General features: G+C 69.8%; 12 protein-coding genes. 6 read left to right on the plus strand and 6 right to left on the minus strand.

Annotation, left to right across the window (positions count from 1 at the left end; translation table 11 throughout):
• Positions 1-6 precede the first annotated feature (6 nt).
• The gene (locus tag ABD297_RS10380) at positions 7-1578 is read right to left on the minus strand and encodes a Re/Si-specific NAD(P)(+) transhydrogenase subunit alpha (protein WP_344254854.1); all 1572 of its coding nucleotides are present in this window, start codon (positions 1576-1578) and stop codon (positions 7-9) included.
• Positions 1579-1764: 186 nt separating this feature from the next.
• Entirely contained in the window at positions 1765-2673 is a 909-nt protein-coding gene (locus tag ABD297_RS10385) for a helix-turn-helix domain-containing protein (protein ID WP_344254855.1), read from the minus strand.
• 397 nt (positions 2674-3070) lie between these two features.
• On the opposite strand from ABD297_RS10385, the gene ABD297_RS10390 reads away from it, so the two are divergent.
• The 6 genes from ABD297_RS10390 to xylB all read left to right on the plus strand — a co-directional run bounded on the left by ABD297_RS10390 (position 3071) and on the right by xylB (position 10104).
• On the plus strand, positions 3071-4435 hold the full coding sequence (locus ABD297_RS10390) for an ABC transporter substrate-binding protein (protein ID WP_344254856.1): 1365 nt from the start codon (positions 3071-3073) through the stop codon (positions 4433-4435).
• 125 nt (positions 4436-4560) lie between these two features.
• Positions 4561-5520, plus strand: coding sequence for a carbohydrate ABC transporter permease (locus ABD297_RS10395; RefSeq protein WP_344254857.1), 960 nt, complete (start codon positions 4561-4563; stop codon positions 5518-5520).
• On the plus strand, positions 5517-6341 hold the full coding sequence (locus ABD297_RS10400; RefSeq protein ID WP_344254858.1) for a carbohydrate ABC transporter permease: 825 nt from the start codon (positions 5517-5519) through the stop codon (positions 6339-6341). Before ABD297_RS10395 ends, ABD297_RS10400 begins: the two co-directional genes overlap by 4 nt.
• Positions 6338-7120: an SDR family oxidoreductase gene (locus ABD297_RS10405; protein ID WP_344254859.1), complete on the plus strand. Its 783-nt coding sequence runs from the start codon at positions 6338-6340 to the stop codon at positions 7118-7120. The genes ABD297_RS10400 and ABD297_RS10405 overlap by 4 nt, the downstream gene beginning before the upstream one ends.
• Positions 7121-7168: 48 nt before the next feature.
• Positions 7169-8686, plus strand: a complete 1518-nt coding sequence (locus ABD297_RS10410) for a mannitol dehydrogenase family protein (RefSeq protein WP_344254860.1) — start codon at positions 7169-7171, stop codon at positions 8684-8686.
• Positions 8662-10104, plus strand: a complete 1443-nt coding sequence (gene xylB / locus ABD297_RS10415; RefSeq protein WP_344254861.1) for a xylulokinase — start codon at positions 8662-8664, stop codon at positions 10102-10104. Before ABD297_RS10410 ends, xylB begins: the two co-directional genes overlap by 25 nt.
• 19 nt (positions 10105-10123) lie before the next feature.
• On the opposite strand, the gene ABD297_RS10420 is transcribed toward xylB, so the two are convergent.
• The 4 genes from ABD297_RS10420 to argS all read right to left on the minus strand — a co-directional run bounded on the left by ABD297_RS10420 (position 10124) and on the right by argS (position 14670).
• Positions 10124-11572, minus strand: coding sequence for a DUF2252 domain-containing protein (locus ABD297_RS10420; RefSeq protein ID WP_344254862.1), 1449 nt, complete (start codon positions 11570-11572; stop codon positions 10124-10126).
• Between the two features lie 19 nt (positions 11573-11591).
• Positions 11592-11972 carry an SHOCT domain-containing protein gene (locus ABD297_RS10425; RefSeq protein WP_344254863.1) on the minus strand — a complete coding sequence of 127 codons (381 nt, stop codon included), beginning with the start codon at positions 11970-11972 and terminating at the stop codon, positions 11592-11594.
• Positions 11973-12085: 113 nt separating this feature from the next.
• On the minus strand, positions 12086-12805 hold the full coding sequence (locus tag ABD297_RS10430; RefSeq protein ID WP_344254864.1) for a flavodoxin family protein: 720 nt from the start codon (positions 12803-12805) through the stop codon (positions 12086-12088).
• Positions 12806-12909: 104 nt separating this feature from the next.
• Complete coding sequence (gene argS / locus ABD297_RS10435; RefSeq protein ID WP_344254865.1) at positions 12910-14670, minus strand: arginine--tRNA ligase; 1761 nt, start codon at positions 14668-14670, stop codon at positions 12910-12912.
• Between the last annotated feature and the right edge of the window lie 179 nt (positions 14671-14849).

The raw sequence follows: 14849 nt of genomic DNA on the forward strand, positions 1-14849 counted from the left end.
GTGCGGTCAGCCCTTCCGGAACATCGTCAGCATGCGGCGGGTCACGGTGAAGCCACCGAAGATGTTGATGCTCGCGATGAGCGTGGCGACGAACGCGAGGACGATGATGACGAGCTGTGAGCCCGACGAGCCCGGTGACGTCCGGGCCGAGCCGAGCTGGAGCAGCGCACCGACGACGATGATGCCGCTGATCGCGTTGGTCACCGACATGAGCGGCGTGTGCAGGGCGTGATGCACGTTGCCGATGACGTAGTAGCCGATGACGACCGCGAGCGCGAAGACGGTGAAGTGGCCGAGGAAGCTCGCGGGTGAGACGGCCGCGATCACGGCGAACACGACCGCACCGACTGCCATGCCGGCATACCTCCGGCGTGGATCCTTCGGTGGCTCAGGCTCTTTGACGACCTTCTTGCCGGCCGGCGACTGCGCGACGGGCGCCGCGCTGACCTGGATGGCGGGCGGCGGCCAGAGCAGCTCGCCGTCCCGCGCGACCGTCATGTTGCGCTGCACGACGTCGTCGAAGTCGAGGACGAGCTCGCCGTCCTTGCCGGGGGTCAGCAGCTTCATCAGGTTGACGAGGTTGGTGCCGTAGAGCTGCGACGCCTGGGTGGGCAGCCGGGCGGCGAGGTCGGTGTAGCCGATGATCCGGACGCCATTGTCGGTGACGACCATCTGGTCGGCGACCGAGCCCTCGACGTTGCCGCCGTTGGCCGCGGCCATGTCGACGATCACCGAGCCCGGCCGCATCGAGGCGACCATCTCGCCGGTGATGAGCCGAGGCGCGGGACGTCCGGGGATGAGGGCGGTCGTGATGATGATGTCGACGTCGGGAGCCTGCTGCCCGTAGAGCTCGGCCGCGAGCCGGTTGTACTCCTCCCCCATCTCCTTGGCGTAGCCGTCGCTCGACGCAGCGGCCTCGTCGACCTCGGGGAGCTGCACCGCGAGGAAGTCCGCGCCCATGGACTCGACCTGCTCGGCCACCTCGACGCGGGCGTCGGTCGCGCGGACGATGGCGCCCAGGGAGCGCGCCGTGCCGATCGCGGCGAGACCCGCGACGCCGGCGCCGGCGACGAGCACCTTGGCAGGAGGCACCTTGCCCGCGGCCGTCACCTGACCGGTGAAGAACGAGCCGAACTCGTGGGCGGCCTCGACGACGGCGCGGTAGCCGGCGATGTTGGCCATCGACGACAGGACGTCGAGCGACTGGGCCCGGCTGATGCGCGGGACGGCGTCCATGGCCATCGCGGTGACCCGGGCCGCCCTGAGCTTCTCGACGAGGTCGGGGCTGATCGCCGGCGCCATGAGCGAGACGAGCACGGTGCCCGGTCGCAGCCGCGCGATCTCCTCGTCGGACGGCGCGTTGACCTTGTGGACGACCGGCGAGCCCCACGCCTCGTCGGCGGTGACCACGCGAGCGCCGGCTGCGGCATACGCCTCGTCGGCGAAGCTCGCTGCGGCTCCGGCCCCGCTCTCGACCGCCACGTCGTAGCCGAGGGCGACGAGCTGCTCGACCGTCTTGGGCGTCGCGGCGACGCGTGTCTCTCGGGCGCGGGTCTCTCGGGGGACACCGATCTGCACGCTGGGCTCCTTCGCGCGGAGGGCTGTGGGCACTGGTTCACGAACCTAGGGCACGACCCGCGGGTAGCGGCAGGTCTGCCGGGCACGTCACACAAATGACATGTGCCTTGGCCCGAACGTCTCTGATGGTGAGCACCCCGACGGAGCGGGGACGCTCGTCCTCGTCAGTGCCGGGTCAGTTTCGAGTCAGTGAGACGGCGCCCGGAGGCCGAGGCTGAACAGCTCCGGTGGCGGCTTCTGGTCCGACTCCAGACGGCGGTACGCGCTCGGCGTGGTGCCCACCTCGGCGAGGAACTGCCGGTTGAAGTTGGCCATGTTGTGGTAACCGCTGCGCTCGGCGATCTGGGCCACCGAGTCCTCGGAGGTGTCGAGAAGGCGTCTGGCGTAGGCGATCCGCAGCTTCTTGACCATGTTGGAGAACGTCATCCCGGTCGCCGTCTTGAAGTACTTCGAGAACGTCGGCTCGGACATGTACGCGAGACGCGCTGCCGTCGACAGGCGGATGTCGCCGGTCAGGTTGTCGAGGATGTAGCTGAGCCCCGCCTCGCCCGCGTCGCGCGACGCCGCGTCGTTGGGACGGCCCACCCACTCGCTCGCGACGAGCTCGTACTCGTCCGTCGGGGCGTGCGCGAAGAGCGCCAGCAGCTTGAAGAGGTGGCCGAGCTGCTCGACGCCGTGGCTGTGCACGCAGGCCAGGATCGTCTCGGCCGCCCGCCAGGCGGTGGCGCCGGAGAACACGAGCCCGCGCGTCGAGCGGTGCAGCAGCTCGGAGACCTCGGCGAGCTCGGGCAGGTGCTCGGTGGCCTGGCGGATCCACTCGTCGCTGAACTGGATGACGGCGTCGCGGTCGACGGCCACCTGCCCCTCGGCGAGGTCGCTCACCCAGTCGTGCGGCAGGTTGGGACCGACCATGCTGACGTGACCCGGCGCGAACGTGCCGATGTGGTCGCCGGCGATGAAGCTGCCGCGCGTCTTGGTGATGAGGTGGATCTCGTACTCCGGGTGGTAGCCCCAGCCGCAGATCTCGCTCGGGAAGTCGTGGGTCAGCACGCGGATGGAGGCCTGAGGGTGCGGCGGGATGATCTCCCGACGCATCGGCGCACCGAGCCGCAGGGCCGAGGACGCCGGTGAGGCTGTCGAGACCGACGAATCCGGCACAGCGGTACTCCCCCCGCCCGGGTGGGCGGATCCACGGTCGTGAGTCTGGCTGGATCGATACGAATCCATTTCGTCCTTCGTCGGCCTGGGACCTCGTCGTCTCCTCCTCGTGCGGGGAGCGGCACCGAAGTGCACATCCCGGACGAGCCACCGCGAAAAATCGTATCAATGACAGAGGGCTCATGGTGCTTGTTGGCGGTGCGCTCGCCTCATTACCGTTCCGGCAAGTTCCAGTCAAGAACTGTTGCGGATGCCGATCCGGACGGTGTGCCTGCCTCACCCGTGGTCGTCGAGCTCGGGCCGGAACGACAGATGCCTACCAAAGGAGTTAGGAATGCTTGCGAACAAGCGCATGCTCGCGCTGGGGACGGGCGTGGTGGCGGTGGCCATGACGGTGACTGCCTGTTCGTCCGGCGCCGTGCAGTCCGGGGGCGGGTCGACCGGCGGCGCCGGCGCACCCATCACCCTCAAGGTGGCCACGGTGAACAACGGCCAGATGAAGGACATGGAGAAGCTCAAGGCCGAGTACGAGAAGGCCAACCCGGGGGTCACGGTCAACTTCCAGGTCATGGAGGAGGGCGACCTGCGCGCCGCCGTGACGGCGGACGTCGCCAGCGGCGCCGGCCAGTACGACATCGTCACCATCGGCGCCTACGAGACGCCGCAGTGGGGCGCCAACGGCTGGCTCGTCGACCTCACCCCGTCGCTCCAGGCCGACCCGTCCTACGACGTCAACGACCTGCTGCCGCCGGTCCGCGCCGTCAACACCTTCGACAACAAGCTGTTCGCCGTCCCGTTCTACGGCGAGTCCTCGATCCTCATGTACAACAAGGAGGTCCTGGACAAGGCCGGGGTCAAGATCAGCAACAACCCCACGTGGCAGGAGGTCGCCGACGCGGCCAAGAAGGTCAAGACGGCCGACATGGCCGGGATCTGCATGCGCGGGAAGCCCGGCTGGGGCGATCTCTTCGCGCCGCTGACCACGGTGGTCCAGACCTTCGGCGGCAGCTGGTACGACAGCAACTGGAAGGCCACCGTCGACACCCCCGAGTGGAAGCAGGCCGTCGGCTTCTACAAGCAGATGCTCGACGACTCCGGCGAGAAGGACCCCGTGTCCTACAGCTTCAACGAGTGCCTGACCGCCCTCAAGGAGGGCAAGGCCGCGATGTGGGCCGACGCGTCCGTCGCCGCCTCGATGCTCGAGGCCTCCGACTCGCCGGTGAAGGGCAAGATGGGCTACGCCCACATGCCGGTCGACAAGACCAAGGAGTCCGGCTGGCTCTGGAGCTGGAACCTCGCCATCCCGGCGTCGACGAAGCAGAAGGACGCGGCGATCAAGTTCGTCAAGTGGGCCACGAGCAAGGACTACATCAAGCTCGTCGGCAACAAGATCGGCTGGTCCAACGTCCCGCCCGGCTCGCGCACCTCGACGTACTCGATCCCGGAGTACAAGGACGCTGCCAAGGCCTACGCCCCGATCACGCTCGACGTCATGAGCTCGGTCAACCCGAAGCAGCCGGGCGTCAACCCGCAGCCGTGGGTCGGCATCCAGTACGTCTCGATCCCCGAGTTCCAGGACGTCGGCAACCAGTGTGCCCAGCTCGTCGCGGACTACCTCGCCAACCGCGGCACCATCGACGACGCGCTCGGCAAGTGCCAGACCATCGCCCAGGCCGCGGGCGACAAGCACAAGAAGTGACGCCGCGTCGATGACCTGGTGACCCGTGGTGCCGGGTCCGGCACGCCCCGGACCCGGCACTCCGGCACCACACCCCCATACCTTCTCCGACCGCAGTCGCACGAGCCGCACAAGGGAGTGCCGACATGACGACGACCACCACCCACCCATCCGAGCAACCGTCCGAGCTCGACGACGTCCGCGCGACCACCGCGACCGACAAGCGGCGCGTGCAGCGGACGGAGCTCTGGCGCAACCGTGGCCTGCTCCTGCCGGCCGTCATCTTCCTCATCCTGCTGACGCAGATCCCGTTCCTGACGACCATCGGCTTCTCGCTGACGAAGTGGAACCTGCTCTACCCCAACGACCGGGCCTTCGCCGGGTTCGACAACTACACGAGCGCGCTGACGTCCGGTGACCTGTGGCCCTCGATCGTCGCCACCGTGCTCATCACGGCCCTGTCGGTCGTCATGGCACTGCTCTTCGGCCTGCTCTTCGCGATCCTGCTCGACCGGCAGTTCCACGGGCGGGCACTGGCCCGGACCCTGATGATCACGCCGTTCCTCATCATGCCGGCGGCCGCCGCGCTCATCTGGAAGTACTCGATGTTCGACACCAACATCGGGATGCTCAACTGGCTCTTCCGGACCTTGCACCTGCCCGTCGTGTCGTGGAGCACCGAGCACCCGATGATGACGGTCGTCATCGTGCTCACCTGGCAGTTCACGCCCTTCATGATGCTGATCCTGCTGGCCGGCCTGCAGGGCCAGGACCGCGGCATCCTCGAGGCCGCGCAGGTCGACGGCGCCGGCGCCTGGCGGACCTTCACCTGGATCACGCTCCCCCACCTGCGGATGTACATCGAGATCGGCGTGCTGCTCGGCTCGGTCATCATCCTGCAGGTCTTCGACCCCATCGCCATCCTCACCAAGGGGACCGGTGGCACGAAGACCCTCGCCTACCTCCTCTACGAGCGCGCCTTCATCGGCCTCGACGTCGGGCAGGCAGCGGCATACGGCGTCGTGACCGTCATCCTCACGATCATCGTCGCGACCATCGCGCTCAAGAGCGTCTTCAAGGTCTTCATGGCAGGAGGAAGTCGATGAACGGCTCGACCCGATCGGCCCGCGGGGCCCTCGTCACCCTCGTCACCTGGATCCTCGTCCTCGTCTTCTTCTTCCCCGTGCTGTGGATGTTCCTCAACGGGTTCAAGCCGGAGTCGCTGGCCTCGTCGGTCGACCCGACGTTCATCTTCAAGCCGGTCACCGAGGGCTACCAGCTCGCCATGGACCGCGGGATGGCCGGCTACCTGCAGAACTCGCTGACCGCGGCGGTGACCTCGACGATCATCTCGGTGGTCCTCGCGATCCCGGCCGCCTACGCCCTGTCGATCCGCCGGGTCAAGAACGTCGAGAACTCGCTGTCCTTCTTCATCTCGACCCGGTTCATGCCGCTCGCGGCGATCGTGCTGCCGCTCTTCATGATCTTCAAGACGGTCGGCCTGCTCGACAACATCTACGTGCTCGCCGTCGTCTACGGCGCGATGAACCTGCCGGTCACGGTGTGGATGATGCGCTCGTTCCTGCTCGAGGTCCCCTTCGAGATCATCGAGGCCGCCCGGGTCGACGGGGCCGGCATGTTCCGCGAGATCGTGCGGATCGTCCTGCCGCTCGTGCTTCCCGGCGTGGCCGCGGCTGCGCTCATCAGCTTCATCTTCGCCTGGAACGAGTACTTCCTCGCGCTGCTGCTGACGAGCTCGGCGGCCCGCACGACACCGCCGTTCCTCGGCAGCTTCGTCGACGGCCGCGGGCAGTTCCTCGCCGTCCTGTCGGCGGCAGCCACGATCGCCGCGCTGCCCGTCATCATCGCCGGCTGGGTCGCGCAGAAGCAGCTCGTCCGCGGCCTGTCGATGGGTGCCATCAAGTGAGCATCACCGAGGGTGCCCCGGGCCCCGGCTCGCACGCCGCCTCCCGGGGCCGCAGCCTCGAGGGAACCGTCGTCGTCGTCACCGGCGCCGGCGGAGCCATCGGGGGCTCCATCGCCCGGCTCGTGCTCGAGGCCGGTGGTCGCGTCGTGGCCGGGGACGTGCGGGCCGAGGCCCTCACCGCGCTCCGGTCCGACTGGGGCGAGGACCGGCTCGCCCTCAGCGTCGGGGACGTCCGGCACGAGTCCACCGCCGACGCGCTCGTCGCCGCCGGGGTGCAGGCCTTCGGGCGGGTCGACTCGGTCGTCGCCAACGCCGCGGTGGGCTTCTACGGCGGCGTCCTCGACTACTCGGCCGACGAGGTCGCGCTCATGGTCGACGTCAACGTCAAGGGGACCGTGTGGCTGGCCAGGGCGGCGGTCCGCCAGTTCCGCGCCCAGGGCGACGGCGGCGACATCGTCATCATCGGCTCCGTCGCGGGCCTGCTGATCGGCGGCGGCAAGGAGGCGGTCTACGCCGCCACGAAGGGCGCCCAGATCAACCTCGGCTACGCGCTCGACCGCGAGCTGCGATCCGAGCTCATCCGCACGACGACGATCGCGCCCGCCGGGGTCAACACCCCCTTCGCGGCCGCTGACGGACGCTTCGGCGGCCGTGACCCGAGCGAGGGCGACTTCATGGAGCCGGACGACATCGCCCAGGCCGTCGGCTACACCCTCCGCCAGCCCCGTCGCATGCGGACCGAGCTCTGGACCATGTGGAGCATGTCCGAGGTCCACTGAGCCCCACCCCCACGTCCGGTCACACCTTCGAGAGCACCCAGAGGACCCATGACCACCACGCCTGCCCCGTCGTCATCGACGCCGATCCCCCTGTCGCAGAGCACGTATGCCGCCCTCCCGCCCTCCGTGGGTCGGCCGGCGTACGACCGATCGCAGGTCACGGCGGGCATCGTGCACTTCGGTGTGGGCGGTTTCCACCGTGCTCACCAGGCGATGTACGTCGACCGGCTCATGGAGCACGGCCTCGCGCTCGACTGGGGCATCTGCGGGGTTGGCGCCCTCCCCCAGGACCGCCGGATCATCGACACCCTGACCGCGCAGGACGGGCTCTACACGCTCGTCGTCAAGCACCCGGACGGTCACCGGGAGGCGCGGGTGGTCGGCAGCATCGTCGAGCTGATGTTCGCGCCGGACGACCCGCAGGCCGTCGTCGACCGTCTCGCCGACCCACGCACGCGCATCGTGTCGCTCACCATCACCGAGGGCGGCTACCTGGTCAACCAGGTGACGGGCGAGTTCGACGCGGACGACCCGGCGATCCGGGCCGACCTCGAGGCCGGTGCCGTGCCGCGGACCGTCTTCGGCTACGTCATCGCCGGGCTGGCCGCGCGGCGCGAGGCGGGCGGCACGCCCTTCACCGTCATGTCGTGCGACAACCTGCCCGGCAACGGCGACGTGGCCCGCAAGATGATGACGGCCTTCGCCCGGCTCAAGGACCCGTCGCTCGCCGACTGGATGGACGAGCACGTCTCGTTCCCCAACTGCATGGTCGACCGGATCACCCCGGTGACAGCGCCCGAGGACATCGAGCGCCTGGCCGACGAGTTCGGCGTCGCCGACGGCTGGCCCGTCGTGTGCGAGCCGTTCACGCAGTGGGTGCTCGAGGACCACTTCACCGACGGGCGACCGCCGTTGGAGGAGGCGGCTGTCCAGCTCGTCGAGGACGTCGTGCCCTACGAGCTGATGAAGCTGCGGCTGCTCAACGCGAGCCACCAGGCTCTGTGCTACCTCGGCTACCTCGCGGGCTACCGCTACGCGCACGAGGTCTGCCAGGACCCGCTCTTCGTCGACTTCCTGCTCGGCTACATGGAGCGTGAGGGCAGTCCGACCCTCCCGGAGGTGCCCGGCGTCGACCTCGACGCCTACCGTCACGAGCTCATCGAGCGCTTCGCCAACCCGGAGGTGCGCGACACCCTCGCCCGCCTCTGCGCCGAGAGCTCGGACCGCATCCCGAAGTGGCTCGTGCCGGTCATCAACCGCAACCTCGAGACGGGCGGCGAGATCGAGCGATCGGCTCTCGTCGTCGCGTCGTGGGCGCGCTACGCCGAGGGCGTCGACGAGCAGGGCGCCCCCATCGAGGTCGTCGACCGCGTCAAGGACCGCGTCATGGCGGCCGCCGCCCGACAGGGCGACGACCCGCTCGCCTTCCTGCGCGACCGGGACCTCTTCGGCGGCCTCGTCGACGACGAGCGCTTCACTGCGGTGTTTGCAGAAGCCCTCTCGGCCTTGCACGAGAAGGGCGCCCGGGAGACGCTGCAGTCATGGAGCACCAGGGTGACCACGTGACCGACGGCAGAACGCTCGTCGCCGGCGTCGACAGCTCGACGCAGTCGACCAAGATCGTCGTCTGCGACGCGGAGACCGGTGAGGTGGTCCGAACGGCGCGCGCCTCGCACCCGGACGCCACCGAGGTGCACCCCGACCGGTGGTGGGAGGCCTTTGAGCAGGCGAGCGGCGGCGGCATCCTCGACGGCGTGGCAGCTCTCGCGGTGGGTGGTCAGCAGCACGGCATGGTCACCCTCGACGAGGACGACGCGGTCGTGCGCGACGCCCTGCTCTGGAACGACACCCGCAGCGCCGGCGCCGCCCGCGACCTCACCGCCGAGCTGGGCGGCGTCGCTGCGTGGGTCGACGCGGTGGGCCTCGTCCCGGTGGCCAGCTTCACCGTGACGAAGCTGCGCTGGCTCGCCGAGCACGAGCCTGACCTTGCGGCGAGGGTCGAGCGGGTGGTCCTGCCCCACGACTGGATGACCGGGCAGATCCTCAAGCAGGGCAACGGTTTCGAGCGCTGGAGCACCGACCGCGGTGACGCCTCGGGCACGGGCTACTGGTCCGCTGCCGACGGCGACTACCGTCTCGACCTGCTCGAGCGTGCCTTCGGTCGCACCGTCGAGGTGCCCGAGGTGCTCTCACCGGCGCAGCCGGCGGGACGCACGGCGACCGGGATGCTCGTCGCTGCAGGCACGGGCGACAACATGGGCGCCGCCCTCGGGCTGACGCTGCACCCCGGCGACGTCGTCGTCTCCCTGGGCACGAGCGGCACGGTCTTCACCCAGCACCGCTCGGCCATCCGGGACGAGACGGGCGCGATCGCCGGCTTCGCCGACGCCACCGGCCACCACCTGCCCCTCATGTGCACCCTCAACGCCGCTCGCGTCCTCTCGGCGGCGGCCTCGATGCTCGGTGTCGACCTCGCGGAGCTCGACCGGCTGGCGCTCGAGGCAGGTCCGGGCGCCGGAGGGCTGAGCCTGCTGCCCTACCTCGACGGCGAGCGCACCCCCGACCTCCCGGACGCGACCGGCACCCTGGGCGGCCTGACCCGGTCGAACGCCACGCCCGAGAACCTCGCCCGTGCCGCCGTCGAGGGCATGCTCTGCAACCTCGTCGCCGGCGTGGACGCGCTGCGCGCCAAGGACGTCGAGGTCGGACGCATCCTCCTCATCGGCGGCGCCGCGGCCTCCCGGGCGGTCCGCGAGGTGGCGCCCGGGCTCTTCCGTGCCCCCGTCGTCGTCCCGGCTCCCGCCGAGTACGTCGGGGTCGGCGCCGCCCGGCAGGCAGCGTGGGCCCTGTCCGGAGCCGCGGAGCCGCCCACGTGGGCCCTCGAGGTCGACTCGGAGTATGCCGTGCGGCCGGGTGAGGAGCAGGCGCACGCCGACGTCGTGGCGCGCTACCAGGCGCTGGTAGGCAGCACCCACGGGCTCTGAACCGGCAGCCTCGCGAGGGTCAGAGCTCGCTCGCCGCCGGCAGGCGTCCGGACGCGACGGCCTCGGCCAGTGCGGCGTGGTCGCGCTCGTTCTTGTCTGCGTACGCCACGGCGAAGTCCGCGACGGCCTCGTCGAACTCGGCCCCCTCGCCGCCGCCTGCACTCCCGGCGACGCCCTCCCCGCGCTCCCCCGCCCCGAGGTAGGCCGCGATGTCACGCCGGTCCCCCGACCGGGCGTGCGCGCGGGCGAGGGTCCAGGCGCACATCTGCCCCAGCATCTCCAGAATCGCGTCGTCGACGGCCTCGATCTCGAACCCGCCCTTCCAGTCACGGAACTGGCGGACGTAGAAGTCACGCTCGACACCGTCGACACCGGTGGTGCGCTGCCATCCGAGCAGGATGTCGCTGCTGGCCTGCATCAGTCGCTGCCCCTCGACAACCCGACGTCCGTGGTTGTCGAAGGTCGGGCCGGGCAGGTGCGCGGCGAGCACTGAGTCGACGGCCTCCTTGGCCTGCAGCATCAACGGGTCCCCCGCCTCGTCGAGCAGCAGCATCAGCCAGGCCCGGGTGCCCACCGACCCGACACCGACGGCCTTGCGGGCGAGATCGACCACGCGGAAGCGGTCGAGCAGCACGCGCCGGTCGGCCTGGAGGGTGCTGCGGTACTGCACGAGGATCCGGTCGGCCCAGTCACCGAGGACCTCGGCGAGGTCGGGCGCGAGGTCGTGCACCGGCACGAGCAGGGGCGGGTCGCTGGCGAAGCGCGGCTGTCCGTCCTCGACGACGGTGAGCTTGCCCAGGGCGTGCGCGGAGTCCCGGCTCCGGGACTTCTCGACGACGCGCCGCGTCGTGGCGCGGGACGCCTTGGGCAGCGCCTCCTTGAGCCGGGGCAGGCCGGGTTGCACCTCGCCTCGCGTGTACCAGACCTCCATCGTCGACTGTGCGGCGAACTGCGCCATCGACAGACGGTAGGAGCGCACGGTCGCGGTGGTGATGGCGCGACGGCGCTTGCGGCGCAGGCCGTTTCCGCGGCCGGCGATCTCGAGGCTCGCGGCCAGCCGTTTGACGTCCCACTCGAACGGACCGGGCCACGTCTCGTCGAAGTCGTTGAGGTCGAAGACCTGTCGCCGCTCCGGCGAGGCGTAGAGCCCGAAGTTGGACACGTGCGCGTCACCGCACAGCTGGACGGTCAGCCCGGTGCCCGGTGCCGTCGCGAGGTCGGCCGCCATGACCGCCGCCGCGCCGCGGTAGAACGCGAAGGGCGAGGCGAGCATGCGTCCGTGGCGGAACGGCAGCAGCTCCGCGATGCGCTCTCGACCCTGCTCCTCGAGAAGGGCGACGACGTCCTGGTCACCCGGGGGCGCGAGCTGCGCGTGGGCAGCGAGCGGCATACGCGATCGGGCCTCGCGGACGCGCTCGGCACGATCGGCCGAGGCGTCCGGGAGGATCCCGTCGCGAACCTTGCTCACGGAACCACGGCTCCCGTGGTCAGGCCAGCGCCTTGGCCTTGAGCGAGGCGAACTCGTCGGCCGTGATCGCGCCGGTGTCGAGCAGCTCCTTGGCCTTGGCGATCTGCTCCGGCGCCGAGGTGCCGGTGCCGGCGACCGAGCGCACGTAGTCCTCCTGTGCCTTGCGGGCCTGCTCGTACGTCTTCGCCGTGCGCTCGTTCATGCCGCGGCCGCGCACGATGAGGTAGACGATCGCGGTGATGAAGGTGAAGAAGACGAGGCACACGACCCAGAGCGCCTTCATCCCGCCGGAGACCTCGGGGTCGCGGAAGAGGTCGGCCACGATCGAGAACAGCACCATGAGGTACGACGCGAACGCGAAGAAGACGATGATGAACCAGATGATGTCCCAGAACGACATGTCGGGGCGACCTTTCTCGTAGGGCAGCGACCCAGACGGGTGTGCTCCCTGCCATCGTCATAACCGCCCCACCCCGCGGCATCATCCTCGGAGGGTGACTGTGGCCCCCGAGGTCAGCGGTACTCGGGGTTGTGCCAGCCGAAGTGCTCGCCCTCGTTCCACGCCGACCGCACGTTGCCGTATGCCGGCACGCCGCCTGCGTCGTGCAGCATCCTCGCGAGGTGCATGAGGTTCCACGTCATGAAGGTCGTGTTGCGGTTGGTGAAGTCGTTCTCGGGTCCGCCGCTGCCGGGGTCGAGGTAGCTCGGGCCGGGGCCGGCCTCGCCGATCCAGCCCGCGTCGGCGTTGGGTGGGATGGTGTAGCCGACGTGCTGGAGGCTGTAGAGCACGTTCTGGGCGCAGTGCTTGATGCCGTCCTCGTTGCCGGTGATGAGGCACCCGGCGACCCGTCCGTAGAAGAGGTACTGCCCCTGGTCGTTGAGCATGCCGCTCAGGGAGTAGATGCGCTCGATGAGCCGCTTGGTGACGCTCGAGTTGTCTCCGAGCCAGATCGGTCCGGCGACGACGAGGATCTGGCTGTCGAGGATGCCGGGGTAGAGCTCGGGCCAGGCGTCGCTCTCCCACCCGTGCTCGCGCATGTCGGGGTAGACGCCGGTGGCGACGTCGTGGTCGACGAGGCGGATCTCCTCGACGGTGACGCCGTGCTCGCGCATGATGGCCGCGCTCGCGTCGACGAGGCCCTGCGTGTGGCTCACCTCGGGGCTCTTCTTGAGGGTGCAGTTGACGTAGGTGGCCTTGAGGCCGCTGAAGTCCCAGGCGTTCGTGACGGTCATGGAGCCGACTGTCCTCCGTCGCCGGCCACCCCGGCAACGGACAAGATGTGACGAGGTGCAGACGAGGTGCAGACGAGGTGGCTGCGCGGCCGCGGGCCGCGCCGTCACATCTGCTCGGGGGACTCCAGGCCGAGCAGGTCGAGACCGGTCGTCATGACCCGGAACACCAGGGCACACAGGGTCAGGCGCGACTCCTTGACCTCGTCGTGCTCGGCCTTGAGCACGGGGCAGTTCTCGTAGAACGCCGAGAACGCCTGGGCCAGCTCGAAGAGGTAGCCCGCGAGCCGGTGCGGCTCGTAGGTGTCCCCGACCTCGGCCACGACGTCGCCGAACCCGAGCAGGTGCGTGGCGAGGGCACGCTCGTGCGGCTCGCCCAGCAGGATCGGCGCGTGCTGCGCGGCCGGGTCGAGCCCGACCTGGCGGAAGATCGACCGGATGCGGGCCACGACGTACTGCAGGTAGGGGCCGGTGTTGCCGGTGAGCGCGACCATGCGGTCGAGGTCGAAGACGTACTCGCTGTCGTGCGCGACGGAGAGGTCGGCGTACTTCACGGCGCCGATGCCGATCTGGCGGGCGATGGTCGCGCGAAGCGGCTCGTCGAGGTCGGGACGCGTCTCGTCGATGACGGCGCGCGCCTTGTCGACGGCCTCCTCGAGGAGCGCCATGAGCCGCAGCGGCGCGCCGGAGCGGGTCTTGAGGATCTTGCGGTCCTCTCCGAGCACGTTGCCGATCTGCACGTGGACGGGCACGACGTCGTCGGGCAGCCAGCCGGCCTTGCGCGCGGTGTCCCAGACCATGTTGAGGTGCAGCGACTGCGGCGCACCGATGACGTAGAGCACCCGGTGGGCGCCGAGGTCGTGCACGCGGTACTTGATGGTCGCGAGATCAGTTGTGGCATAGCCGTATCCGCCGTCGGACTTGCGGATGATGAGCGGCACGGGCTTGCCCTCGCGGCCGGTGTAGCCGTCGAGGAAGACACACAGGGCGCCGTCGGACACCTCGGCGATGCCCCGCGACTCGAGCTCCTCGCAGATGCCGGGGAGCGCGTCGTTGTACATCGACTCACCCGCGAGGTGGAGGTCGGTCAGCGTGACGCCGAGGGTCGCGTAGAGCTTGTTGAAGTAGACCTTCGACAGGTCGACGAGCTCGTTCCAGAGCCGCAGCGTCTCGGGGTCGCCGGCCTGGAGCAGCACGACCCGCGAGCGGGCGCGCACGTTGAAGTCGCCTGCGCTGCCGGCCGGTTCGGCCTTCTCGGCGGCGTCGAACTTGACGCGGGCGGCCTGGTAGAACGCGTTGGGGTCCGTGATGAGCAGACCTGCCTCGTCCGAGCCCTCACCGACGTCGAGCAGGTGCTCGATGAGCATGCCGAAGGGTGTGCCCCAGTCACCGATGTGGTTCTGGCGGATGACGTTGTGCCCGAGGTGCTCGAGCGTGCGGGCGATGGAGTCGCCGACGACGGTCGTGCGCAGGTGCCCGACGTGCATCTCCTTCGCGACGTTGGGCGCGGAGTAGTCGATGGGGATGTTCTGCGTCGGCTGCAGGGCGACGCCGGCGCGCGCATCGGCCTCGACCTCCTGCAGCAGCCCGGCGATCCACGCGCTCGAGAAGGTGAGGTTGATGAACCCCGGGCCGCTCACCTCGACGGAGTCGCAGACGCCGTCGAGGTCGAGCGCTGCCACGATCTTGGCCGCGACGTCCCGCGGCGGCATCCCGACCTTCTTGGCCAGTGCGAGCGCGGCGTTGACCTGCACGTCGGCGAACTGCGACGGACGCAGCACCGGGTCCGCCTCGCGGAAGTCGTCACCGAGAGCGGCGGCGATCGCGGACTGGACCTTGGGCGTGAGTGCGACGAGCGGGGAAACCATGCCGCTCAGTCTATTTGTGCGCGCGGGGTGCCCGCGCCACCGTTTCCGCCGTCCCCTGCCCACCGGACGACGAGGACGTCGTATGCCGTGTGCCCGAGTCCGCGTGCCGGCGCCCGGGTCCGTGCGCGGGAGGGCCGGCGTCCGGTCCGACGGCAGGCGTCCGTTCCGCCGGCGGGCGT

This window comes from Terrabacter carboxydivorans, from assembly GCF_039532035.1.
In the GTDB taxonomy this organism is placed as follows: domain Bacteria; phylum Actinomycetota; class Actinomycetes; order Actinomycetales; family Dermatophilaceae; genus Terrabacter; species Terrabacter carboxydivorans.

Coding starts and splice junctions, on each gene's coding strand:
- ABD297_RS10425 (WP_344254863.1), bottom strand. CDS start 11,972: ATGTCGTTCTGGGACATCATCTGGTTCATCATCGTCTTCTTCGCGTTC.
- ABD297_RS10430 (WP_344254864.1), bottom strand. CDS start 12,805: ATGACCGTCACGAACGCCTGGGACTTCAGCGGCCTCAAGGCCACCTAC.
- ABD297_RS10385 (WP_344254855.1), bottom strand. CDS start 2,673: ATGCGTCGGGAGATCATCCCGCCGCACCCTCAGGCCTCCATCCGCGTG.
- ABD297_RS10395 (WP_344254857.1), top strand. CDS start 4,561: ATGACGACGACCACCACCCACCCATCCGAGCAACCGTCCGAGCTCGAC.
- xylB (WP_344254861.1), top strand. CDS start 8,662: ATGGAGCACCAGGGTGACCACGTGACCGACGGCAGAACGCTCGTCGCC.
- ABD297_RS10400 (WP_344254858.1), top strand. CDS start 5,517: ATGAACGGCTCGACCCGATCGGCCCGCGGGGCCCTCGTCACCCTCGTC.
- ABD297_RS10390 (WP_344254856.1), top strand. CDS start 3,071: ATGCTTGCGAACAAGCGCATGCTCGCGCTGGGGACGGGCGTGGTGGCG.
- argS (WP_344254865.1), bottom strand. CDS start 14,670: ATGGTTTCCCCGCTCGTCGCACTCACGCCCAAGGTCCAGTCCGCGATC.
- ABD297_RS10410 (WP_344254860.1), top strand. CDS start 7,169: ATGACCACCACGCCTGCCCCGTCGTCATCGACGCCGATCCCCCTGTCG.